Origin of the sequence: Lysobacter soyae, from assembly GCF_019551435.1 — a bacterium.
GTDB classification, from domain to species: Bacteria; Pseudomonadota; Gammaproteobacteria; order Xanthomonadales; family Xanthomonadaceae; genus Solilutibacter; species Solilutibacter soyae.
The window spans coordinates 1,033,058-1,054,441 of sequence record NZ_CP080544.1 but is presented as its reverse complement, the minus strand read 5'-3'; the positions used below and the strand labels follow the sequence as shown (position 1 = coordinate 1,054,441).

The following is a 21,384-nucleotide window of genomic DNA, read 5'->3' as shown; positions in this document are numbered from 1 at the left end:
AAAGCTGAGAATCAACGGATACCGGTTTCACCACGCGCGATCACCAAACGCTGGATCTCGCTGGTACCTTCATAGATTTCCGTGATCTTTGCGTCGCGGAAGTAACGTTCGACCGGCATTTCTTTGGAATAGCCCATGCCGGCATGGATTTGCACGGTTTGATGCGTGATCCACATCGCCGCTTCGGAAGCGGTGAGCTTGGCCACGGCGGCCTCGGTCGAAAACTTCTTGCCTTGACCTTTGGTCCAAGCGGCGCGCAGGGTCAGGAGCAACGACGCATCGAGTTTGCATTTCATATCGGCGATCTTCGCCTGGGTCATCTGGAAGGCACCGATCGGCTGACCGAACGCTTTTCGCTCTTTCACGTATTCCAAGGTGGCTTCATACGCGGCACGCGCCAGCCCGATGGCCTGCGAGGCGATGCCGATACGACCTGCGTCCAGCACACTCATGGCGATCTTGAAGCCTTCGCCTTCGGCGCCCAGCACGTCTTCCGCGCGTGCCACGTAGCCGCTGAACTCGATTTCGCAGGTTGCCGACGCCCGAATGCCGAGTTTGGGTTCGGTCTTGCCGCGATGGAAACCTTCCCGATCGGTGTCGATGATGAACGCCGTGATGCCTCGCGCACCTTTTTCCGGATCGGTCATTGCGAACAGCACAATGTATTTCGCCACCGGACCCGAGGTGATCCAGCTCTTTTTGCCATCGATGACGTAGCTGCCATCGGCTTGCTTGACCGCGCGGCAACGCATGGCCGTGGCGTCGGAACCCGATTGCGGCTCGGTCAATGCGAAAGCACCGATTTCACGGCCTTCAGCGATCGCGCGCACATAGGTCTGTTTTTGCTCCTCGGTGCCGTGGGTGAGGATGCCGTTGCAAAACAGCGAGTTGTTCACTGACATGATGGTGCTGTGGGCAGCGTCGCCCGCGGCAATTTCAACCATGGCCAAAACGTATGCAATCGGGTCCATGCCTGCGCCGCCGTATTCGGTCGGCACTTCGATGCCCATCAGTCCGTTTTCACCGAGCAAACGGATGTTTTCCAACGGAAATTCGCCACTGCGATCAAAGCTCTCGGCCGAGGGTGCGATCTTTTCGCGCGCGATGCGGCGCGCCACATCCTGGATCATCAGCTGCTCTTCGGTGAAATTGAAATCCACGCTTTTTCCTCAAATTTTCGGACAAAGATGAATTGTAGCCCTCCGGTTGCGGAACCGCTCTCCTGCTTGAACATTCCGCCGATTCGCGCGACAATTATCTTTTAATCCGTATAAAGAGATATATATGGATCTCGACACTTGGTCGAACCATCTGAAGACACTCGCCGACACCACACGCGTGCGTTTGCTCGCGCTGCTGGAACGCGAAGAGCTGACGGTCGCCGAACTTGCCGCGATTACCGGTCTTGCCCAGCCACGCGTCTCCACGCATCTGTCCAAGCTGAAAGAGTTCAACTTGGTTCGTGATCGTCGTTCGGGTGTATCCGCCTATTACCGGTTCGACGAAGATACGCTGGATGAGGCACAAGCCAGATTGTGGGCGCTACTGCGTGACAGCAGCAATGACCCGTTGCTGGATCAGGATGCACGACGCCTCCCCGGTGTGTTGGCGAATCGCGCCGATACGCAAAACTGGGCGGATGGTGTCGCCGGTGACATGGAGCGACATTACTCACCGGGTCGCACTTGGGAAGCCATGGCGCGCTCCGCACTGCCGCTGCTGGATGCCGGTGACGTGCTCGACATTGCATCGGGCGACGGCGTGCTGGCCGAGCTGCTTGCCCCCCACGCGAAACGCTACGTCTGTCTAGATGCCAGCCGCCGCGTGGTGAATGCCGCAGCCGACCGATTAAAGCCTTTTCCGAACGTGGAAGTCCGCGAAGGCGATATGCATGCCTTGCCGTTTGACGCGGGCAGCTTCGACTTGGTGGTGCTGATGCACGCACTGACCTATTCGCGTGATCCGGCCACCGCAGTGAAAGAGGCTGCACGCGTACTGCGCCCGGGCGGCCGCGTATTGCTGAGCAGTTTGCGCAAACATGCGCACGCGACCGCCGTTGAACCGTTCGGCCACTTGAACCACGGCTTCACCAGTAAAGAGCTACGCAAATTCATGGATAAAGCCGGACTGAACTCAGAGGGCCTCGAATCCGTCACGCGTGAACGCCGCCCGCCGCATTTTGAAGTCATTTCTTTGATCGGTCACAAGGCATGAGTCACACCCTTCCCTGGCTGGATGCCGCGCGCGCCGACGCCCTTTGCGCTGCCCTGGCGTCTCGAATCCTGGTTTTGGACGGCGCCATGGGCACCATGATTCAAGCGCACGAATTAACCGAAGCCGACTATCGCGGCGACCGCTTTTCGGACGGCTATGACAGTCTGTTTGCTCCGGACGGCAGCCATGTACACGGCGCCGGTTGCGGCTGTGAAGCGCATGACCAACGCGGCAACAATGACTTGTTGACGCTCACCCGACCCGACATCATTCGCGACATCCACTTGCAGTACTTGCGCGCCGGCGCGGATCTCATTGAAACCAACACCTTCAACTCAACCTCGGTGTCGTTGGCCGACTACCGGCTGACGCATTTGGTACGCGAGCTCAATCGTGAAGGCGCGCGCCTTGCGCGTGAAGCGTGTGCGATTGTCGAAGGGGAAACGCCCGGGAAGCCGAGATTCGTGGTCGGGGTTCTTGGACCGACCAGCAAAACCGCATCGCTGTCGCCGGACGTGAACCGGCCCGGCTACCGCGCCACGTCGTTCGACGCATTGCGCACCGCCTATCGGGAGGCCGCCGACGGACTGATTGAAGGCGGTGCCGACATCCTGATGGTGGAGACCATTTTCGACACGCTCAACGCCAAAGCGGCGCTATTCGCCATTGAAGAGGCTTTTGACGCGCTCGGCAAGCGCATGCCGGTCATGATTTCGGGCACCATCACCGATGCATCCGGACGAACCCTCTCAGGCCAAACCGCGGAAGCATTTTGGTATTCATTGCGTCACGCCCAGCCCTTGGCGATCGGCTTGAATTGCGCTTTGGGCGCGAAAGAATTGCGGCCGCACGTGTCCGCACTCGCAGCCGTGGCAGACACCCATATTTCCGCCCACCCGAATGCGGGATTACCCAATGCCTTTGGCGGCTACGACGAAACGCCTGAGGACATGGCCGAAGTCGTAGGCGAGTTTGCACGCGCGGGGCTGGTCAATGTACTCGGCGGCTGTTGCGGGACATCGCCCGCGCACATCGCCGCCATTGCCGCCGTCGTCGACGGTGTCGCGCCCAGAAAAATTCCGCGCATGGAGGCGGCAGCATGACCGATTTGCGCCGGCAGACACGACTGTCGGGTCTCGAGCCGTTGGTGATCACACCGGAGCTCAACTTCATCAACGTCGGTGAGCGCACCAACGTCACCGGCAGTGCGCAGTTCAAGAAACTGATTCTCGAAGGACGTCTGGACGAAGCGGTCGTCGTCGCGCGCCAGCAAGTTGAGAACGGCGCGCAGATCATTGACGTGAACATGGACGAAGGCCTGCTCGATTCCGAGAAAGCGATGGTCGAGTTCTTGAATTTGATCGCCGCCGAACCCGATATCGCGCGCATTCCGGTGATGGTGGATTCGTCCAAATGGAGCGTGATCGAAGCCGGCCTGAAGTGTTTGCAGGGCAAAGGCATTGTCAATTCCATTTCGATGAAGGAAGGCGAAGCGGAATTCTTGCGCCAAGCGCGGCTCGTCCGCCGTTACGGTGCCGCCGTCGTCGTCATGGCCTTTGATGAGGTCGGCCAGGCGGACACCGCGGAACGCAAGATCGATATCTCCGCGCGCGCCTATGCCCTGTTGACCGAAGAGATCGGTTTTCCGCCGGAAGACATCATCTTCGACCCGAACTGTTTCGCGATTGCCACCGGTATCGAAGAACACGACAACTACGCGGTTGACTTCATCGAGGCGGCCAGGGAACTGCGACGCCGCTTCCCGCTGAGTCATATTTCCGGCGGCGTCTCGAATGTGTCCTTTTCCTTCCGCGGCAACGAAACCGTTCGCCAGGCCATTCACGTCGTCTTCCTTTACCACGCCATCAAAGCCGGCATGGACATGGGCATCGTCAACGCGGGCGCCCTGCCCCTTTATGACGACCTTGATCCCGAATTGCGTGAGCGCGTTGAAGATGTGGTGCTGAATCGTCGCAGCGACGCCACCGAACGCTTGCTCGAGATCGCCGACAAGTTCAAAGGCAAGAAAGGCGAAAAGAAGGTCGAAGATTTGCGCTGGCGTGATGCGCCCGTCGCAGCGCGCCTCAGTCACGCCTTGGTGCATGGCATCGATCAATACGTTGAACTGGACACCGAAGAAGCCCGCCTTGCAGCAACGCGTCCGCTGGATGTGATTGAAGGCCCCTTGATGGACGGCATGAACGTGGTCGGCGATTTGTTTGGCGCCGGAAAAATGTTCCTGCCGCAAGTGGTGAAGTCGGCGCGTGTCATGAAAAAAGCCGTGGCGCATCTGCTGCCGTACATCGAAGCCGAGAAGCTGCGGACTGGCGACGTTGGAAAGTCCAACGGCAAGGTGGTCATGGCGACGGTGAAAGGTGATGTGCACGACATCGGCAAGAACATCGTCGGCGTGGTGCTCGCCTGCAACAACTTCGAGGTGATCGACCTTGGGGTGATGGTGCCCGCGCAAACAATTTTGGATCGGGCGCGCGAAGAAAATGCCGATTTGATCGGCCTGTCGGGTTTGATCACGCCCTCGCTGGAAGAGATGAGCCATGTGGCTCGCGAGATGGAACGCCAATCCTTCAAGATTCCGTTGTTGATCGGCGGCGCGACGACCTCGCGCGCCCACACCGCGCTCAAGATCGATCCGCATTACACCTCGCCGACCGTCTGGGTGAAAGACGCCTCGCGCGCCGTGAACGTGGCGCAATCTTTGATTTCGCCGGAACTGCGCGCACCCTTCATGGCGGCGAACGACGCCGACTATGCGGAAATCCGCCAACGCCACCGCAATCGCGGCGACGCAAAGCGATTGGTCTCGCTGGAGAAAGCGCGCGCGCAAAAGTTCGACGGCGGATGGGATGCCTATACGCCGCCGACGCCGTTGAAGCCCGGCATCACGGTCTTCACCGACTATCCGCTCGACGATTTGGTCGAGTTGATCGATTGGGGCCCGTTTTTCAACGCCTGGGAATTGGCTGGCCGCTTCCCGGACATTCTCGACGATGAGATCGTCGGCGCGCAGGCGCGCGAACTGTTTGCGGATGCCAAGAAGATGCTGAAGCGCATCGTCGAAGAAAAATGGCTCTCCGCAAACGGGGTCATCGGGCTGTTTCCCGCCAACGCGGTCGGCGACGACGTCGTACTTGAAGACGGTAAAACCCTGCATTTCCTTCGGCAGCAGGTCGACAAGCCGGTTGAACGTCCTGACTTTTGTCTGGCCGACTTTGTCGCACCCGCGGATTCCGGCAAGCAGGATTGGATCGGCGCCTTCGCCTGCACCGCCGGAATCGGCATCGAAGCGCATGTGCAAAAGTTCGAAGCAGACCACGACGACTACAACGCGATCTTGTTGAAGTCTTTGGCGGACCGGTTGGCGGAGACGTTCGCTGAACGCTTGCATCAAAAGGTCCGCAAGGAATACTGGGGCTACGCATCCGACGAGAACCTGGATAGCAACTCACTGATCGGCGAGCAATACCAAGGCATTCGCCCGGCGCCGGGCTATCCCGCTTGCCCCGAACACAGTGAGAAACGCAGTTTGTTCGACTTGCTCGATGTCGAAGCCAACACCGGCATGCGTTTAACCGAGAATTTCGCGATGACGCCCGCCGCGGCGGTCTCAGGCTGGTATTTCAGCCATCCCAAATCCCAATATTTCGTCTTGGGTCGCGTCTCGAAAACGCAGGTGGCGGACTATGCGCAACGCAAAGGTGTGAGCGTGCAGCAAGCCGAACGTTGGCTCGCTGCAAACCTTGATTACGATCCCGAATAAGCGCCGCCACGCGGCGCGCGATCACCAGACCAGATCGTCTGGCACCTGATAGGCGGGATCACTGTACGGGTCGTCTTCGGTAGGCGCTCCCGGATCGATCTTTAACGCGACGGCCTGCGCGAAAATCTTCTCGGCTTCCGAAAGGGTCTCCGCAGTGACCAACAAATAACGGCCGTTCTGCTGCACGACGCCGAGCTCGCCGGCATTCAATGCCTTGAGCTGGCTCTCAGTGACGTAAACGCGTTTGATCTTGCCGCCATATTCGAAATGTCGTGCAATCTCCGCCGCTTCGTCGTTCAACGTTTTGCCGGTCAGGAACGCATTGAGCTTGGCGCGCGCCTCGCGCTTCAAACGCGCCTGTTCTTGCGCCAAGCGTTCCGCCTCGGCCCGTTCGCGCTGCTCTTGCGCGTTGCGTGCCGCGTACGCCCGGGCAAGATCGAATTCCTCGCTTGACGTTGCCTTGCCCGGCGGCCGCTGTCCGCGGGGCTTTTTCGACGCATCCGATCGGTTTCCGGAACCTTTGGGTGTGTGGGGCTTTCCGCGCGCGGATTTGGCCGCGGGCTTCTTCTCAGGCGTGGATTGTTTGAAACCCAGGCCCATGAGTTGATCACGCAATGAATCTGTCATGGCTTTCAGTAATGCGGAGGTGGCGGTTCGTCTGCGGCATCAATACTGACGCCGGCGCCCCGTGCGGATTTCAACTCCTCGACAACGCGTTTGAGCACCAATTGTTGCTTGCCCAATTCCATGCGTGCTTCAGCCAAGGCGTCGTTCAATGCTTGAATCGTGTGATCCTGAAACGCCACGCGCGATTCAAGTTCGATCAAACGGTCTTCGATGGTCATTCGGGCTCCACGCGCGTCGAACGGCCGCGTCCGATCGCCCAGTACGCCAAACCGTGGCCCTCGACTTCCGCCGGCTCGTACAAATTGCGCCCGTCGAAAATCACGCGATCGGCCAAGGCATGACCCAAAGCATTGAAATCGGGGCTGCGGAATTGCTTCCACTCCGTGACAATCACCAAGGCATCGGCCTGCGCCAACGCATCGGTCGCGCGCGGCACAATCTCCAAACCGGCGACGTCGCCGAAAATGCGTTTGGCCTCGTGCGCCGCCTCAGGATCGTAAGCGCGAACCTTTGCGCCCGCTTCGAGCAGCAATGCGATCAAACGGCGACTGGACGCCTCGCGCATGTCGTCGGTGTTGGGTTTGAATGCCAGGCCCCACAGTGCGATGTTCTTGCCGCGAAGCGCTTGCGCGCTGCCATAGTGGCGCACCATCAGTTCGAACAGATGGGACTTTTGACGGTCATTGACCGCCTCTACCGCACCGAGCAATTCCGCGCGGTAGCCGACCTGAGTCGCAGTCCGTTCCAAAGCCTGTACGTCTTTGGGAAAACACGAACCGCCGTATCCGGCACCCGGGTAAATGAAGTGCCAACCGATGCGCGGATCAGAGCCGATGCCCTTGCGGACATGCTCGATATCCGCACCGACGCGCTCGGCGATATTGGCGATCTCGTTCATGAAACTGATCTTGGTCGCGAGCATGGCGTTCGCGGCATATTTGGTCAGTTCGGCTGAGCGGATATCCATGGTGACCATTCGGTCGTGGTTGCGATTGAAAGGCGCATAGATGCGACGCATCACCATGACTGCATCTTCATTGTCGGCACCGATCACGATCCGATCAGGACGCATGCAATCTTTGACCGCATCACCCTCTTTCAAGAATTCGGGATTGGACACCACATCGAATTTGACCGAGGCGTTCCGGGCTTTCAATGCGCGTTCGATCTCGGCCCGGACTTTGTCCGCGGTACCCACCGGCACGGTGGATTTATTGACAACAATGACCGGGCGATGGATGTTTTCGCCGATGGTGCTCGCCACCTTCAACACGTATTGAAGATCGGCACTGCCGTCCTCGTCGGGCGGCGTGCCAACGGCAATAAAAATGACGTCGCCGGTTTGAATGGCGGCGACGGCATCGGTCGTGAAATTCAGACGTCCGGATGCGTGATTGTCCTTCACCATCGGCGCCAGGCCCGGCTCATAGATGGGGATCACACCGTTGTTCAAACCTTCCACCTTGGCGATATCGATATCCACACAGGTGACATCGTGTCCGACCTCGGCAAGGCAGGTGCCGGTGACCAATCCCACATAGCCGGTACCGAAAATGACGACTTTCATGCTGGCAACATCCTTATTAGTGCAACGGCCCGCGAGGGCCGTTGCTTGGTGGATCTATTACTTCGCGCCCTTGGGCATCGGCGGCGCTTTTTCGATGCTCAAAAGTTCGACCTCGAAGGTCAGCATGGCATTCGGCGGAATCGGACCGCCCGGGGTGCCTTGCTCGCCGTAGGCGAGATTCGAAGGAATCCAGAACTTGTACTTGCTGCCGACCGGCATCAACTGCACGCCTTCGGACCAACCCGGAATCACGCGGTTGACCGGGAACATGGTCGGCTCATTGCGGGTGTAGGAGCTGTCGAATTCCTTGCCGTCGAGCAAGGTGCCCTTGTAATGGACCTTCACGAAATCGGTGGCCTTCGGCTTCGGGCCGGTGCCCTCAGTGATGACGGAATATTGCAGACCCGAGGCCGTGGTCTTCACGCCTTCCTTCTTGCCGTTTTCCGCCAGGAATTTCGCGCCTGCTTCGGCGTTCTTTTTCTGGTCAGCCAACATCTCGGCAATTTGCTTGGCTTGCATCTTTTGACCGAAGGCTTCGCGGATCGCGTCGGCTTGCTTTTCGTCCATCAATTTCTTGCCACCGGCCAATTCGTCCTTGATACCTTTCATCATGGTGTCGAGGTCGATATCGTCTTTCGCCGGCTTCAAGGTGCGGCCCATGTCGAGACCCACCATGTAGCTCACTTGTTCGCGTTCTGTTTTGAGCCCGGGGATATCTGTTTTGGCGACGTCCTTGGCATCGGCCGCGGCGCCCGTCTTGGCATCATCTTTGTTTCCGGCACCGTCGGGCTTGTTACAACCCATCAAGGCCACGGTTGCGGCTGCCAGCATCGGCAAGGCGACTTTGCGAATCGACATCGTTTGTTGCTCCTGTTTAGAACCGGCATCAGACCGGCATGGGGACATTATCCAGAGATCGCGCGGGTTTATCGAACCACGCTGATAAGTTCGACATCGAAAATCAGGGTGGAGTTCGGCGGAATGGACGAAGATGCGCCTTTTTCGCCATAGGCCAGATAGGCGGGAATGAAAAACCGGAACTTCGAACCGGGTTTCATCAGCTGCAAACCTTCGGTCCAGCCCTGAATGACACGGTTCAAGGGAAATTCCGCCGGCGCATTTTCGGTGGCATCGAACACGCTGCCATCAATGAGGCGTCCTTCGTATTTCACCCGCACAGTGGAGGTACGCAAGGGCGCCGCACCCGCGCCCTGCTTCAAGATTTTGTATTGCAGCCCGCTGGCGGTGGTTGTCACACCGTCTTCGGCCTTGTTCTTTTGCAAGAAGGCTTCGTTCGCGCGTTTGTAGTCCGCGCCCGCGCGCGCCGCATCATCGATGTTTTTACGGATGTAGGCGTTTCGAAGTGCCGCGGCTTGGTCGTCACTCAACTGGGTTTTCTGACCCGACATGCGGTCCAACGCACCTTGCATCAACGGCGCCAGATCAAAGTCCGCTTTCATTTCCGTCAGCGGCGTACCCACTGCGTGTCCCACCAAGTAGGAGATGGTCTGCTTGCTGACATCCTTCGGCAAGGCACCGACACTCTTGCCGCGTTTGCGGCTGGCCACCCGCGCTTTCATGACCTCGCTGGCGCGCGTCGCCGCCGCCCCGGATACGAGGGGTTTGTTGCCGGCCAAAGCATTGCGAATCGCCTTCTCCAGCGCCGCCGGATCCAAGTCCGCGGCCGCCGGCGCGATGGACTTGCCGACGTCCATGCCCACCATATAGCTGAACTTCTCACGCTCGTTCTTAAGCGTTTTGTCCGCCGCAAAGGCAGACGTCGTCATCAAGGCCCCGGCGATCAGGATCAGGCCCAATGTTTTGCGCATTACTTACTCCAGCGTTCTCTCTGTCCGTATTGTGAATGATTCCGCCTGAATCCCGGACATAAATCACAGACAAAAAAAGACCCGCCTTTCGGCAGGTCTTTTTGGAATAGTGGCGTCCCCACGGGGATTCGAACCCCGGTCGCCACCGTGAAAGGGTGATGTCCTAGGCCTCTAGACGATGGGGACGCAGATACAACTTTGAGTTTTACAGCCAGTTCGTGGGCCTAATCACAAACCTTGAAACGGTACAGCTTGAAACATTTGAAACTTGGTGGAGCCAGGCGGGATCGAACCGCCGACCTCCTGCATGCCATGCAGGCGCTCTCCCAGCTGAGCTATGGCCCCGGATGGGAAGCACGAAAGAATACCGAGGTCTTTATAGTCCGTCAAGCATTTTTTTCATGCCACCGAAGCTTCGTGCAGCGGGCTGGCATCGAAGCTATCTGCAGCATGCCCTTGAGACGCCAAATAGTCCAGCCATTTACCCAAAAAAATGTTCATTCGCAGGCGATGGTCGATCATTTTTTCCGGCGGCGGGAACATGCCGATGGCGTCTTGCCAGTTTCGCCCTGCCCTGCAATGGGTCGCCTCGGCCTGATGCGCATCCCGATACGCGCGGATGAATGCAGACGGATCCAAGGTGCCCGTTTCCGGGTCTTCCACCGTGTACGTCAGCCGCAATTCGGTAGTGAAACGATGTTGCTCGAGCACATCCGCGCGAACGATCAAACCGTCCGAGCCTTGCGAGAAATACGTGCCGGGTGCGCGTTGCGCCGGGGCAAACAACTTTTCGAGCTTGACGTGATTCTCGGCGTACAAACCCATCAGCCATCGAAAACTGCTGAGGCGTGCCCATTGATCGGTGCGGTCAAGAATTTTCGTCATTGCAGCGATATATAGGCGAAATATCTTTCTTCAACAAGTCTTTCAGTACATCTCACGATTGATGCCCAAGGCTTCCAACACGCGGCTGGAAATTTCTTCGATGGAGGCATGCGTCGTGGACAGAACGGGGATGCCCTCGGTGCGAAAAATCACATCGGCGGCCGCAATTTCCCGCTTGCAGGTGTCCAACGCGGCATAGCGAGAATCCGGACGTCGTTCCTGACGGATCTGGTGCAAACGATCAGGATCGATCGTGAGACCGAAAATCTTGTTTTTGTAGGGCCGCAATTTGGCCGGAAGGCGATCGGTTTCCAGATCCTCTTCCGTGAGCGGATAGTTGGCGGCGCGAACGCCGTGATGCAATGCGAGATAGACACAGGTGGGTGTCTTCCCTGCCCGCGAAACGCCCAACAGGATCACCTCGGCATCCTTGTAATCCAGACGCACGCCGTCATCGTGGGTCAAGGCGTAATTCATCGCATTGATGCGCTGGTGATAACTGTCGAAGTTGACGATACCGTGCGCTTTACCCACGCGCGGTTGGCGCGATTTACCGAGCTCACGTTCAAGTGGTGCGATGAACGGCTCAAAGATGTCCAGTACCAACGCGCCGCTGCCGGCAATGATCTCGGCAATGTCTTGATTCACGCAGGAGCTCACCACCACGGGCCGCTCTCCGGCCGCCTCGCCGGCTGCCCGGATGTTGCGCGCCGCCTCATGCGCTTTGGCATCCGTATCGATGAACGGCATGCGGTCGCTTTTGAACTCGGTTTCAGTGAATTGCGTCAGCAAACTGTGGCCGATGGTTTCCGCTGTGATGCCGGTGCCATCGGAGACATAGAAAATTGGACGTGCACCCGGCATAAAGATCCCTTTGCGACCCTGCTAAAATATCGAACTCTTGCTGCAGCCCCAACCATAAACGGAGTACGCCTTGAGCGCCAACATCCTCTGGCTGAAAGACCTTCGCTTGACCGACCTCGCACAAGTCGGCGGCAAAAATTCCTCTCTGGGTGAAATGATCGGGCAATTGGCCGATCTCGGCGTGTCCGTCCCGGGCGGTTTCGCCACCACCGCCGATGCCTTCAAGGCGTTCATTGCCCACAATGACCTGCACGCGCGCATTTACGACAAGCTCGCCACGGTGGATGTTGAAGACGTGCCGGCGTTGACCCGTGCGGGTGCGGAGATCCGCGGCTGGGTGATCGATGCGCCGCTGCAGCCGGACCTTGATGCCGACATCCGTACGGCCTATGCGCAAATGTGCGCCGAAGCCGGCAGCACCGACATGGCGGTTGCCGTGCGCTCATCCGCCACCGCGGAAGACCTGCCCGACGCTTCCTTCGCGGGCCAACAAGAAACCTTCCTCAATGTGACCGGTGCCGATGATGTCGTGCACAAGGTCAAAGAAGTGTTCGCATCGCTGTACAACGATCGCGCCATCGCCTATCGCGTCCACCACGGCTTTGCCCATGAGGACGTGTTCCTGTCTGCCGGCGTCCAGCAAATGGTGCGCTCGGATATCGGCGCGTCCGGGGTCTTGTTCACCCTGGATACCGAATCAGGTTTCCGCGACGTTGTGTTCGTCACCTCAAGCTACGGCTTGGGTGAAATGGTGGTGCAAGGCGCCGTCAACCCGGACGAATTCTATGTCTACAAACCGACCTTGAAACAAGGCAAGCCGGCCATTCTGCGCCGCTCCCTCGGCAGCAAGCAGTTGCGCATGGTCTATTCGGATGTGCCGGGTGAACGCGTACGCACGGAAGACACGCCGTCGGAACTTCGCAATGCCTTCTCCATTACCGATGCCGATGTCCAAGAGCTGTCGAAACAGGCTTTGGTGATTGAGCAACATTACGGTCGTCCGATGGACATCGAATGGGGCAAAGACGGCAATACCGGCAAGCTTTACATCTTGCAGGCACGACCGGAAACAGTGAAATCGCGCGCCAAAGCCACGCAGATGGAACGCTACACCCTCGGCGAGCGCGGCGACATCGTTTGCGAAGGTCGCGCGATCGGACAAAAGATCGGCGCCGGTGTCGCTCGCGTAGTGCGCACCTTGGAAGACATGAACCGCGTGCAGCCGGGCGACGTGCTCGTTGCCGACATGACCGACCCCGATTGGGAACCGGTGATGAAGCGTGCCGCAGCGATTGTCACCAATCGTGGCGGTCGCACCTGCCACGCCGCGATCATCGCGCGTGAACTCGGTGTACCGGCGGTGGTCGGAACCGGCAATGCCCTCGACACCATCCAAGACGGCCAAGCGGTAACGGTCAGTTGCGCGGAAGGCGATACCGGCTTCATTTATGCGGGTCAGTTGCCGTTCGAACGCACCACCACCGATCTCGGCAACATGCCGCCCGCGCCGCTCAAGATCATGATGAACGTCGCGAACCCCGAACGCGCCTTCGATTTCGGTCAATTGCCGAATGCAGGCATCGGCTTGGCGCGTCTGGAAATGATCATCGCGAGCCATATCGGTATTCACCCGAAGGCGCTGCTCGAATTCGACAGCCAAGATGCTGAGACCCGCAACAAGATCAACGCCAAAATCGCGGGCTATGCTTCGCCGGTCGACTTCTACGTTGATCGCTTGGCGGAAGGCATTGCGACGATTACCGCTTCGGTGGCACCGAATCCGGTCATCGTGCGCTTGTCCGATTTCAAATCGAATGAATACGCGAATCTGATCGGCGGCAAGCGCTACGAGCCGCACGAAGAAAACCCGATGATCGGTTTCCGCGGGGCCAGCCGTTACATTTCGCCGAACTTCACCGAAGCGTTCGCACTGGAATGCCGCGCCGTCAAACGCGTGCGCGAAGACATGGGGCTCGACAACCTGTGGGTCATGATTCCGTTCGTGCGCACCTTGGACGAAGGCCGGAAGGTCATCGAGGTGCTGGCCAAGAACGGCCTGAAACAGGGCGAAAACGGTCTCAAGATCATCATGATGTGCGAGGTGCCCTCCAACGCCTTGTTGGCGGACGAATTCCTCGATATTTTCGATGGCTTCTCGATCGGTTCGAACGACATGACCCAGCTGACTTTGGGCTTGGATCGCGATTCCTCAATCGTCGCGGAGTTGTTCGACGAACGCGACCCCGCCGTCAAGAAGATGTTGTCCATGGCGATCAGTGCCGCCAAGCGCAAGAACAAGTACGTGGGTATTTGCGGTCAAGGGCCGAGTGATCATCCGGATCTTGCACAGTGGCTGATGGATGAGGGTATCGAGTCGGTGTCGTTGAATCCCGATACTGTGGTGGATACTTGGTTGAGGTTGGCTGGTAGCAAGAAATAATTGTTGTGCGCTGGAAAGCGCCTCACCCGCCCCCTTTGGGGGCACCCTCTCCATCGGAGATGGAGAGGGGAGGAGTTATTCCTTCTCCACGCAGTGGAGAAGGTGGCGCGAAGCGCCGGATGAGGCGCTCTTAACCCCGAATGAGCCGCTCTTAACCCATAAAAGACGCCAACCGCGTCCTGTAATAACGAAGCTCTTCAATCGAATCATGCACATCGCTCAACGCAGTGTGCTTGCTTTCCTTGCTAAAACCCGCCAGCACCGACGGCGCCCAACGGCGCGCGAGTTCTTTGAGCGTGCTCACATCGAGATTGCGGTAGTGGAAATACCGTTCGAGTGACGACATTTCCCGATGCAGGAAACGTCGATCCTGGCAGATGGAGTTGCCGCACATCGGCGAGGCTCGCTCCGGCACCCATTGCTTCAAGAACGCGATGGTTTGCGCTTCGGCCTCTGCCATCGGCACACCCTCTTCGACCACACGGCCCCACAGCCCGGACTTTGTGTGTTGATTGCGATTCCAATCGTCCATCGCTTCCAACTTGGCCAACGGATGCGCAATCGCTAGATCCGGCCCCTCAGCGAGCACATTCAAATTGGCATCCGTCACCACGGTGGCGATTTCAATGATGGAATCCGAATCGGTGTCCAAACCGGTCATTTCCAAATCGATCCAGATCAATCGTTCTGCGGGATTGTCACCGTGTGTATTCATGAAAGCGCTCTTGCGGTCAACTTGCGGCATGATACATCGGTACCCGCTCGGAGCCCGCCATGCCTTTCAGCAATGCCGTCAGCCACTACGCCATTCTGACCGCGATGCTCGCGCCTGCCTTGTTGATGACGGCGACCGCCTCACTCTTGGTGTCGGCCAACACACGTCTGGCGCGTGTCGTGGATCGCCTGCGGGGTTTGATCATAGAGTGGCGGCACGACGCGCCTGACCGTGCATTTCGCGAAGATCAAATCGCGCGTCACCGAGCGCGGGCGCAATTGGTATTGCGCACCTGCCAACTGCTGTATTTGGCGATGGCGGCCTTCGTTGGCACCAGTTTGGCGTTGGCGGCGGATGCCATCATCGGATTCAAGCTGGGTGCGCTTCCCACGGTGCTCGCCGTTTTTGGCGTTTGTTTCCTGTTGGGCGCGAGCTTTTGCATGTGGCGCGAAGTCACGATGTCGGTACAAAGTTTCGACAAGGAATTGGATCAGGAATACGCGCGGCGCAAACCGGGCGAGTGATCAGGCTTTACCGCGCTTCGCTCTGAAATAGGCGGTTAAACGGCTACCGGCTTCTTCTGCCAAGACACCGCCGCGCACCTCGACACGATGGTTGTGGCGGGCATCGGTCAACAAATCAAATACGCTGCCGGCGGCGCCGGTCTTGGGATCGTGTGCACCGAAGACCACGCGGGCGACACGTGCATGCACCATCGCCATGGCGCACATCGCACAGGGTTCCAAGGTGATGTACACGGTGCAGCCCACCAAACGGTGGTTGCCCAAGGCTTGACCTGCCCGACGCATCGCCACGATTTCGGCGTGGGCGGTCGGATCACATTCGTTGATGTTGCGATTCCAGCCTTCGGCGATGCAATTCCCGTCGGCGTCCAACACCAACGCCCCCACGGGAATCTCGTCGTCTTCGTGCCGGGCGCGATCACCCAGCGCCAAAGCTCGGCGCATCCATTCTTCATCAAGGGCGTTTTGGTCAGGACTCATCTTTGACCCGATTGGCGGAAGCGGTGGGATTCGAACCCACGAATGGTTTCCCATTGCCGGTTTTCAAGACCGGTGCCTTCAACCGCTCGGCCACACTTCCGGAAAAACGCGAACGCCCATTGTCGCATGCACGCGGGAATCTTTCAGCCCCCGCGCGCCCGAATCACACCGTAATGACAGACTTTCCACGCATGTAGGGCTGCAACACTTCCGGCACACGAATACTGCCGTCGGCTTCCTGGTAGTTCTCCATGACGGCGATCAGGCATCGGCCCACCGCCACGCCGGAGCCGTTCAAGGTATGCACCCATTCCGGCTTGCCGGTCTCCGGATTGCGCCAGCGCGCTTGCATGCGCCGCGCTTGGAAGTCGCCGCAGTTCGAGCAGGACGAGATTTCACGGTAGTTGGATTGCGACGGCAACCAGACTTCAAGGTCATAGGTTTTGCGGGCAGAGAAGCCCATGTCGCCGGTGCACAACAACATGCGCCGATACGGCAGGCCAAGGCGCTCAAGCACTGTTTCGGCCGCGCGCGTCATACGTTCGTGTTCCGCGTCGGAATTCGCCGGTTCGCTGATGGTGACCAATTCGACCTTTTCGAACTGATGCTGACGGATCATGCCGCGTACGTCGCGTCCACCGCTACCGGCTTCTGCACGGAAACACAGGGAGTCCGCCACCATGCGCAATGGCAACTGCGCCGCATCGACGATGGTGTCGTTGACGGTGTTGGTGAGCGGCACCTCCGCCGTCGGTACCAAATACCGGCGCGAGGCCTCTTCGCCCTCACCGACGGAGGTGGCGAAAAGATCATCTTCGAATTTCGGCAGTTGACCGGTGCCGCGCATCGCGTCGGCATTGACCAACACCGGCACGTTGGTTTCCACGTAACCGTGCTCTTCCACATGCAGATCGAGCATGAATTGCGCCAATGCACGATGCAGGCGGGCGATATCGCCACGCAACACCGTAAAGCGCGATCCGGACAATTTTGCGGCGGTCTCGGCATCCAGACCGCCCGCGGCCTGGCCGAGTTCGACGTGGTCTTTGGGCGTGAATGCGAAGGCGCGGGGCTCGCCCCAGCGCTTTTCTTCGCGGTTGTCGGCTTCATCCTTGCCGTCGGGCACGGATTCGTCGGGAATGTTCGGAATCGTGAGCGTGATGCTTTCAATGTCGGCCTTCAAGGCATCCAGTCGCATCTCGCCGGCCTTCAGCGCCTCGCCGATGCCGCCCACTTCCGCCATCACTGCAGAAACGTCTTCGCCCTTGGCTTTGAGCTGGCCGATGCTCTTGCTCAGGGTATTGCGCTTGTTCTGCAATTCCTGCGTTTCAACTTGCACTGATTTGCGCTCGGTTTCCAGCGCTTCAATTCGGGCAACGTCGAGCACATAACCGCGTCGGGCGAGCTGCGCGGCGACTTCGGTGATTTGCGTCCGCAGTTTCTGAGGGTCTAGCATGGGTTTTCACTTGTTCACACGTTCAAGTGCATTATCCATCATTGCCCCCGACTATCGCTCCAGACACAGGTTGCCCGTGGAAGAAATGCGTCCCAGTTCAAATCCGAAACGCCCTGATATTCACCGAAACCCGTGGGTGACCCGCAAACAACGGCGGTGGTTGATCGCGGCATTCGTCGTCGGGCTGCTCTTTTTCTTGTTGATTTGGAACCGGGAACGGCAGAACAAGTTTTTCAAGGTGGCGCCCGTAGCGCCGGTGACCAACAGCGAGGAATACCAGCCCTTGCCTGTGCCACTGCCCGGTGACGTTCGCGGCACCGTGGGTCCCGGCATCGCCCCACCCGACAGCAGCGAAGGGACCGCGCGAATTGAAGAGCGCACGCCGCCCCCGGCACCGGCGGCGCCGGTTCAACCGCGGCCGGCACCCACAGCACAGGCACCCAACGCGCCGATCAAAACCACGGATCCGCAACCTGTCTCCCGGGCGCAACCCGTCTACCCGCGTTCCCTGTTGAACGCCGGCATTGGCGGACGCGTGGTGATTCGCGCAACGATCGGAAGCAACGGCGAAGTGATCGATACCAGCATCGCCGAGCCTTCCGGCGAGATCCAACTGGACCGTGCGGCGAATCTAGCGGTGAAGCGCTGGCGCTTTTCGCCGGCAATGCAAAACGGACGCCCGGTGGTGGGCAGTGTCCTGATTCCCTTCGATTTCAAGCCGGATAGTCGATAGCCGCATCCCGGCGACAAAACATCGTGTGACTTCAAATCGCCTCGATGTTTGCGCCGATCGTCGAAAAATCCGCCACGAAACCGGGATAAGACGTTTCGACGTTGCCGACGTCTTCGATGCGGACCGGTGCTTCCGCAAGAAGTCCGGCGACTGCGAAGGCCATGGCAATGCGATGGTCGCCGTCCGTGTCCACCCGCCCGCCATGCATTGCGCCGCCGTGAATGTCGGCACCATCGGCGGTTTCCTCGACGCGGACGCCCAGAGTGCGAAGGCCCTCGGCCATCTTCGCGATCCGGTCCGATTCTTTCACCCGCAGTTCCGCGGCGCCGCGAACGCGCGTGATGCCTGTTGCGCAAGCCGCTGCGACAAACAAGATCGGAAATTCATCGATCATGTCCGGCACCGTTTCCACCGGCACGTCCACGCCCGACAGCGGCGATGCCTGCACGTCGATATCAAAGAGCTCGGTCCTACCTTGCACGGGCGTTATGTCGATACTCGCGCCCATCATGCGCAAAACATCGAGCAAACCGGTGCGCCGGGGATTCATTCCGACGGCGGTCAAACGCAGATGGCTTCCCGGCACCAAACACGCCGCCACAATGGCAAAGGCTGCAGAAGAAAAATCCGCCGGCACCTCGACATCCATGGCCTGCAGTCGTGAACCGCCTTGCAAACGTGCGAACCCATCGCCGTATTCAATGGCCGCGCCCATCTCTGCGAGCATCACTTCGGTGTAGTTGCGGGTCGGCACCGGTTCCACGATTTCCGTCGTGCCTTCCGCAAACAAGCCCGCCAACAGAACGGCGGACTTCACTTGTGCACTTGCCACCGGGCACCGGTAGCGGATGCCCTGCAGCTTGCCTGCCGGACTGAATTCGATTGGCGCCGTGTCAGTGGACGAGAGCGAAATCCTTGCACCCATATCCCGCAGTGGCGTCGCGATGCGATTCATCGGGCGACGGCTCAATGAAGCATCGCCCACCAGGACGCTGGAGAACGATTGCCCGGCCAGTACGCCACTCAACAACCGCATGGCCGTGCCTGAATTTCCGCAATCCAGTGCGGCATTCGGCGCCATCAAACCGTTCAAGCCGACGCCGTGAACGCGGCGCTCGCCATAAGCGGGCGTGTCGATTCCCACGCCCAGTTGTTGCATGACGCGTGCCGTGGCACGTGTGTCTTCGCCTTCAAGAAAGCCGCGAATATGCGAAACGCCATCGGCCAGAGACGCAAACATGACAGCCCGATGCGATACGGATTTATCGCCTGGGACGCGCAGCGCACCGGCGAGGGATTGTTTGCACGGTGCTACTTTCCAGGATTTCAAAGAGGGCGGCGTATCAGCCATGACGCATCTGGAAGTCGCGCATGAAGGCACACAATGCCTCGATGTCTTTCAGCGCGATAGCGTTGTACAACGACGCGCGCATGCCACCCAATGCCTTATGCCCTTTCAATCCGATCATGCCGGCACGCTCGCTCTCTTCGAGAAACACCGCATCGAGCGCAGCGTCATGCAAAACGAAGGGAATATTCATGCGCGAACGACAATCGGCCGCCACCGAATTGGTATAGAAACCGGCGGATTGGTCAATGGTGGCGTACAACAGCGAAGACTTGGCGAGATTGCGCGCCTCAAACGCCGCAGTCCCGCCCTCTCCCAACATCCATCGAATACAGAGTCCGAGGATGTACCAATTCAAGGTCGGCGGCGTGTTGAGCATCGAGCCTTGTGCCGCATGTGAGGCGAACTTGAAGATGTCCGGCCGTTGCATCCCCTCACGCGCCAACAACTCGCGTGACACGATGGTCAAGGTAATGCCGGAAGGTCCCAAATTCTTTTGCGCCCCTGCGTAAGCCAGGCCGATTTTTGAAAAATCCGTGGGCCTGGAGGCAATATTGGAACTCAAGTCCACCACCAGTGGCGCTTGCGTTGCCTCCGGCAGGTTGAAGAGCTCGACGCCGTGAATGGTTTCATTGCCGGTCACATGGAAATAGGCCGCGCCCTTCGTGTGCGTCCATTGCGACTTCTCTGGCAAACGCAGAAATCCATCATCTTCCGCACTGGCCACGGTGTGCACGGCGCACACGGCCGAGGCTTGCTTGATCGCCACTTTGCTCCAGTGGCCGGTCACCAAATAATCGGCGGTTTCGCCGGCCGCACAGAGATTCATCGGAATCAATGCTTGCTGGGTGGTCGCGCCGCCGGAAAGAAACAAGATGGCGTGCGAATCGGGCACCGCCAACAAACGACGCGCATCCGCTTCGATTTCCTCCGCCAACGCCATGAACGGCTTGCCGCGATGGCTGAGCTCCGCCACCGACGCACCGGTTCCACGCCAGTCGAGCAGCTCGTCTCGCAATTGTTCGAGTACGGGCAAAGGAAGCTGGGCAGGTCCCGCACTGAAATTCAGGCTACGCATTGCGTTTCAACGACCTCACGCACCGAACCAGATAACGGCCAATAACATCAAGGCGATGAACGCGGCCGACAGCAGGATCCATATGAAGGTCCAACGCTCGGTGTGCTTCGGTTCCGCCACTTCGACTTCTGCCACATCCACGTCGCGAACGACGACGCGTTCCGGACGGCTGCTCGGTGATTCGACGATCAAGCGCTGACCGCCCGGCAATCGCAACTGATCGCCCGACGACAGCAATGCTTCGGATACCGGCAAGCCATTGACCTCAAAGGGTCCGGATTCCGGAGAGGCTTGGATGAAAATTCGCTCACCGACGTCCGTCATCCGCAAACCGTTTTGCGCCGCCAGATCGATCACCGGGCAGTAGGTATCTCGCGAAGACACCGGCAAGGCTTGACCATGCAACGGACCGCAGAGACCACGCAGCACCGGATGCGGCACCACCGGCGGCACCTCCAAATCCACATCGCCGTCCACCCCGCCCGTCTCGGCTGATGATGGGCGCGTCAGCACAATTTCCATGCCTTCCACGTGCAGGCTGTCACCCACATGCAGGCAGGCCAAACTTTGTACCGGACGTCCATTGACGTGCACGCCCCAAACGCCTTCCGAAACGGTCATCCATATGCCGCGGCGATCCACCACGATGCGAATGAACGCATCTTGATCGGGCTGGACAACGGCGATGCCGCGATCGAAATCGGGGTCGCGTCCGAGCCCGGTCGCACCCGGCGGCAACGCAAGGTCCACATGCTCGTGATTGGGAAAATGGAGTCTGACGGAGTTCACGTTTTGGATTGTAGCCTGTGGCAAGATTCAGCCATCTTTTCGACGCTTTGAAATATA

At 58.9% G+C, this 21,384-nt stretch carries 20 protein-coding genes and 3 tRNA genes; 6 read left to right on the top strand and 17 right to left on the bottom strand.

Annotated features, from left to right (window positions below; genetic code table 11):
• Positions 1–11: 11 nt before the first annotated feature.
• Complete coding sequence (locus H8L67_RS05070) at positions 12–1,160, bottom strand: acyl-CoA dehydrogenase family protein (RefSeq protein ID WP_220380649.1); 1,149 nt, start codon at positions 1,158–1,160, stop codon at positions 12–14.
• Between the two features lie 124 nt (positions 1,161–1,284).
• Here H8L67_RS05070 and H8L67_RS05065 point away from each other — a divergent pair, with 124 nt between their 5' ends.
• From H8L67_RS05065 to metH, 3 genes are read left to right on the top strand one after another with little or no spacing between them, the layout of a single operon-like run.
• Positions 1,285–2,214 carry an ArsR/SmtB family transcription factor gene (locus H8L67_RS05065; protein WP_220380648.1) on the top strand — a complete coding sequence of 310 codons (930 nt, stop codon included), beginning with the start codon at positions 1,285–1,287 and terminating at the stop codon, positions 2,212–2,214.
• The gene (locus H8L67_RS05060; RefSeq protein WP_220380647.1) at positions 2,211–3,317 is read left to right on the top strand and encodes a homocysteine S-methyltransferase family protein; all 1,107 of its coding nucleotides are present in this window, start codon (positions 2,211–2,213) and stop codon (positions 3,315–3,317) included. The genes H8L67_RS05065 and H8L67_RS05060 overlap by 4 nt, the downstream gene beginning before the upstream one ends.
• Positions 3,314–5,992, top strand: a complete 2,679-nt coding sequence (gene metH, locus H8L67_RS05055; RefSeq protein WP_220380646.1) for a methionine synthase — start codon at positions 3,314–3,316, stop codon at positions 5,990–5,992. The genes H8L67_RS05060 and metH overlap by 4 nt, the downstream gene beginning before the upstream one ends.
• 21 nt (positions 5,993–6,013) lie before the next feature.
• On the opposite strand, the gene H8L67_RS05050 is transcribed toward metH, so the two are convergent.
• The 9 genes from H8L67_RS05050 to ppsR form a co-directional block, all read right to left on the bottom strand.
• The gene (locus tag H8L67_RS05050; protein ID WP_220380645.1) at positions 6,014–6,619 is read right to left on the bottom strand and encodes a DUF2058 domain-containing protein; all 606 of its coding nucleotides are present in this window, start codon (positions 6,617–6,619) and stop codon (positions 6,014–6,016) included.
• 5 nt (positions 6,620–6,624) lie between these two features.
• Entirely contained in the window at positions 6,625–6,837 is a 213-nt protein-coding gene (locus H8L67_RS05045) for a SlyX family protein (RefSeq protein ID WP_220380644.1), read from the bottom strand.
• Positions 6,834–8,186, bottom strand: coding sequence for a UDP-glucose dehydrogenase family protein (locus tag H8L67_RS05040; RefSeq protein WP_220380643.1), 1,353 nt, complete (start codon positions 8,184–8,186; stop codon positions 6,834–6,836). The genes H8L67_RS05045 and H8L67_RS05040 overlap by 4 nt, the downstream gene beginning before the upstream one ends.
• A gap of 57 nt (positions 8,187–8,243) precedes the next feature.
• On the bottom strand, positions 8,244–9,044 hold the full coding sequence (gene bamJ, locus H8L67_RS05035) for a BamJ family beta-barrel-assembly machinery protein (RefSeq protein WP_220380642.1): 801 nt from the start codon (positions 9,042–9,044) through the stop codon (positions 8,244–8,246).
• Between the two features lie 68 nt (positions 9,045–9,112).
• Positions 9,113–10,015 (bottom strand): BamJ family beta-barrel-assembly machinery protein, encoded by a 903-nt coding sequence (gene bamJ / locus H8L67_RS05030; RefSeq protein ID WP_220380641.1) that lies wholly within the window; start codon positions 10,013–10,015, stop codon positions 9,113–9,115.
• A gap of 110 nt (positions 10,016–10,125) precedes the next feature.
• Positions 10,126–10,201, bottom strand: a tRNA-Glu gene (locus H8L67_RS05025).
• Positions 10,202–10,284: 83 nt separating this feature from the next.
• A tRNA-Ala gene (locus H8L67_RS05020) sits at positions 10,285–10,360 on the bottom strand.
• Positions 10,361–10,414: 54 nt separating this feature from the next.
• Positions 10,415–10,900, bottom strand: a complete 486-nt coding sequence (locus H8L67_RS05015; protein WP_220380640.1) for a DUF1249 domain-containing protein — start codon at positions 10,898–10,900, stop codon at positions 10,415–10,417.
• A gap of 42 nt (positions 10,901–10,942) precedes the next feature.
• A complete protein-coding gene (ppsR, locus tag H8L67_RS05010) occupies positions 10,943–11,764 on the bottom strand; it encodes a posphoenolpyruvate synthetase regulatory kinase/phosphorylase PpsR (RefSeq protein WP_220380639.1) in 822 nt (273 codons plus the stop codon).
• 70 nt (positions 11,765–11,834) lie between these two features.
• Here ppsR and ppsA point away from each other — a divergent pair, with 70 nt between their 5' ends.
• On the top strand, positions 11,835–14,204 hold the full coding sequence (ppsA, locus tag H8L67_RS05005; protein ID WP_220380638.1) for a phosphoenolpyruvate synthase: 2,370 nt from the start codon (positions 11,835–11,837) through the stop codon (positions 14,202–14,204).
• A gap of 151 nt (positions 14,205–14,355) precedes the next feature.
• Here ppsA and orn read toward each other — a convergent pair whose 3' ends face one another.
• Positions 14,356–14,919, bottom strand: coding sequence for an oligoribonuclease (orn, locus tag H8L67_RS05000; RefSeq protein ID WP_220380637.1), 564 nt, complete (start codon positions 14,917–14,919; stop codon positions 14,356–14,358).
• A 59-nt stretch (positions 14,920–14,978) separates the two neighbouring features.
• Here orn and H8L67_RS04995 point away from each other — a divergent pair, with 59 nt between their 5' ends.
• Positions 14,979–15,443: a DUF2721 domain-containing protein gene (locus tag H8L67_RS04995; protein WP_220380636.1), complete on the top strand. Its 465-nt coding sequence runs from the start codon at positions 14,979–14,981 to the stop codon at positions 15,441–15,443.
• On the opposite strand, the gene tadA is transcribed toward H8L67_RS04995, so the two are convergent.
• From tadA to serS, 3 genes are all read right to left on the bottom strand, one after another.
• Positions 15,444–15,923 carry a tRNA adenosine(34) deaminase TadA gene (gene tadA, locus H8L67_RS04990; protein WP_220380635.1) on the bottom strand — a complete coding sequence of 160 codons (480 nt, stop codon included), beginning with the start codon at positions 15,921–15,923 and terminating at the stop codon, positions 15,444–15,446. It lies immediately after the preceding gene.
• Positions 15,924–15,935: 12 nt separating this feature from the next.
• Positions 15,936–16,023: transfer RNA gene (locus H8L67_RS04985), tRNA-Ser, on the bottom strand.
• A gap of 63 nt (positions 16,024–16,086) precedes the next feature.
• Complete coding sequence (gene serS / locus H8L67_RS04980; RefSeq protein ID WP_220380634.1) at positions 16,087–17,379, bottom strand: serine--tRNA ligase; 1,293 nt, start codon at positions 17,377–17,379, stop codon at positions 16,087–16,089.
• A gap of 136 nt (positions 17,380–17,515) precedes the next feature.
• On the opposite strand from serS, the gene H8L67_RS04975 reads away from it, so the two are divergent.
• Positions 17,516–18,112 (top strand): energy transducer TonB, encoded by a 597-nt coding sequence (locus H8L67_RS04975; RefSeq protein ID WP_220380633.1) that lies wholly within the window; start codon positions 17,516–17,518, stop codon positions 18,110–18,112.
• A 31-nt stretch (positions 18,113–18,143) separates the two neighbouring features.
• On the opposite strand, the gene aroA is transcribed toward H8L67_RS04975, so the two are convergent.
• Genes aroA through H8L67_RS04960 form a run of 3 tightly spaced genes read right to left on the bottom strand, consistent with a single transcriptional unit; the run spans position 18,144 to position 21,327 of the window.
• On the bottom strand, positions 18,144–19,463 hold the full coding sequence (gene aroA / locus H8L67_RS04970; RefSeq protein WP_220380632.1) for a 3-phosphoshikimate 1-carboxyvinyltransferase: 1,320 nt from the start codon (positions 19,461–19,463) through the stop codon (positions 18,144–18,146).
• Positions 19,456–20,538, bottom strand: coding sequence for a phosphoserine transaminase (serC, locus tag H8L67_RS04965; protein ID WP_220380631.1), 1,083 nt, complete (start codon positions 20,536–20,538; stop codon positions 19,456–19,458). The genes aroA and serC overlap by 8 nt, the downstream gene beginning before the upstream one ends.
• A 15-nt stretch (positions 20,539–20,553) precedes the next feature.
• On the bottom strand, positions 20,554–21,327 hold the full coding sequence (locus tag H8L67_RS04960) for an FHA domain-containing protein (RefSeq protein ID WP_220380630.1): 774 nt from the start codon (positions 21,325–21,327) through the stop codon (positions 20,554–20,556).
• Positions 21,328–21,384 lie beyond the last annotated feature (57 nt).

Excerpts from the sequence above, each read along its gene's own strand:
- bamJ (WP_220380642.1), bottom strand. The coding sequence starts at position 9,044 with ATGTCGATTCGCAAAGTCGCCTTGCCGATGCTGGCAGCCGCAACCGTG.
- ppsR (WP_220380639.1), bottom strand. The coding sequence starts at position 11,764 with ATGCCGGGTGCACGTCCAATTTTCTATGTCTCCGATGGCACCGGCATC.
- H8L67_RS05065 (WP_220380648.1), top strand. The coding sequence starts at position 1,285 with ATGGATCTCGACACTTGGTCGAACCATCTGAAGACACTCGCCGACACC.
- H8L67_RS05040 (WP_220380643.1), bottom strand. The coding sequence starts at position 8,186 with ATGAAAGTCGTCATTTTCGGTACCGGCTATGTGGGATTGGTCACCGGC.
- serS (WP_220380634.1), bottom strand. The coding sequence starts at position 17,379 with ATGCTAGACCCTCAGAAACTGCGGACGCAAATCACCGAAGTCGCCGCG.
- tadA (WP_220380635.1), bottom strand. The coding sequence starts at position 15,923 with ATGAGTCCTGACCAAAACGCCCTTGATGAAGAATGGATGCGCCGAGCT.
- serC (WP_220380631.1), bottom strand. The coding sequence starts at position 20,538 with ATGCGTAGCCTGAATTTCAGTGCGGGACCTGCCCAGCTTCCTTTGCCC.
- bamJ (WP_220380641.1), bottom strand. The coding sequence starts at position 10,015 with ATGCGCAAAACATTGGGCCTGATCCTGATCGCCGGGGCCTTGATGACG.
- H8L67_RS05050 (WP_220380645.1), bottom strand. The coding sequence starts at position 6,619 with ATGACAGATTCATTGCGTGATCAACTCATGGGCCTGGGTTTCAAACAA.
- H8L67_RS04995 (WP_220380636.1), top strand. The coding sequence starts at position 14,979 with ATGCCTTTCAGCAATGCCGTCAGCCACTACGCCATTCTGACCGCGATG.
- orn (WP_220380637.1), bottom strand. The coding sequence starts at position 14,919 with ATGAATACACACGGTGACAATCCCGCAGAACGATTGATCTGGATCGAT.
- H8L67_RS05045 (WP_220380644.1), bottom strand. The coding sequence starts at position 6,837 with ATGACCATCGAAGACCGTTTGATCGAACTTGAATCGCGCGTGGCGTTT.
- H8L67_RS05015 (WP_220380640.1), bottom strand. The coding sequence starts at position 10,900 with ATGACGAAAATTCTTGACCGCACCGATCAATGGGCACGCCTCAGCAGT.
- H8L67_RS05060 (WP_220380647.1), top strand. The coding sequence starts at position 2,211 with ATGAGTCACACCCTTCCCTGGCTGGATGCCGCGCGCGCCGACGCCCTT.
- metH (WP_220380646.1), top strand. The coding sequence starts at position 3,314 with ATGACCGATTTGCGCCGGCAGACACGACTGTCGGGTCTCGAGCCGTTG.
- aroA (WP_220380632.1), bottom strand. The coding sequence starts at position 19,463 with ATGGCTGATACGCCGCCCTCTTTGAAATCCTGGAAAGTAGCACCGTGC.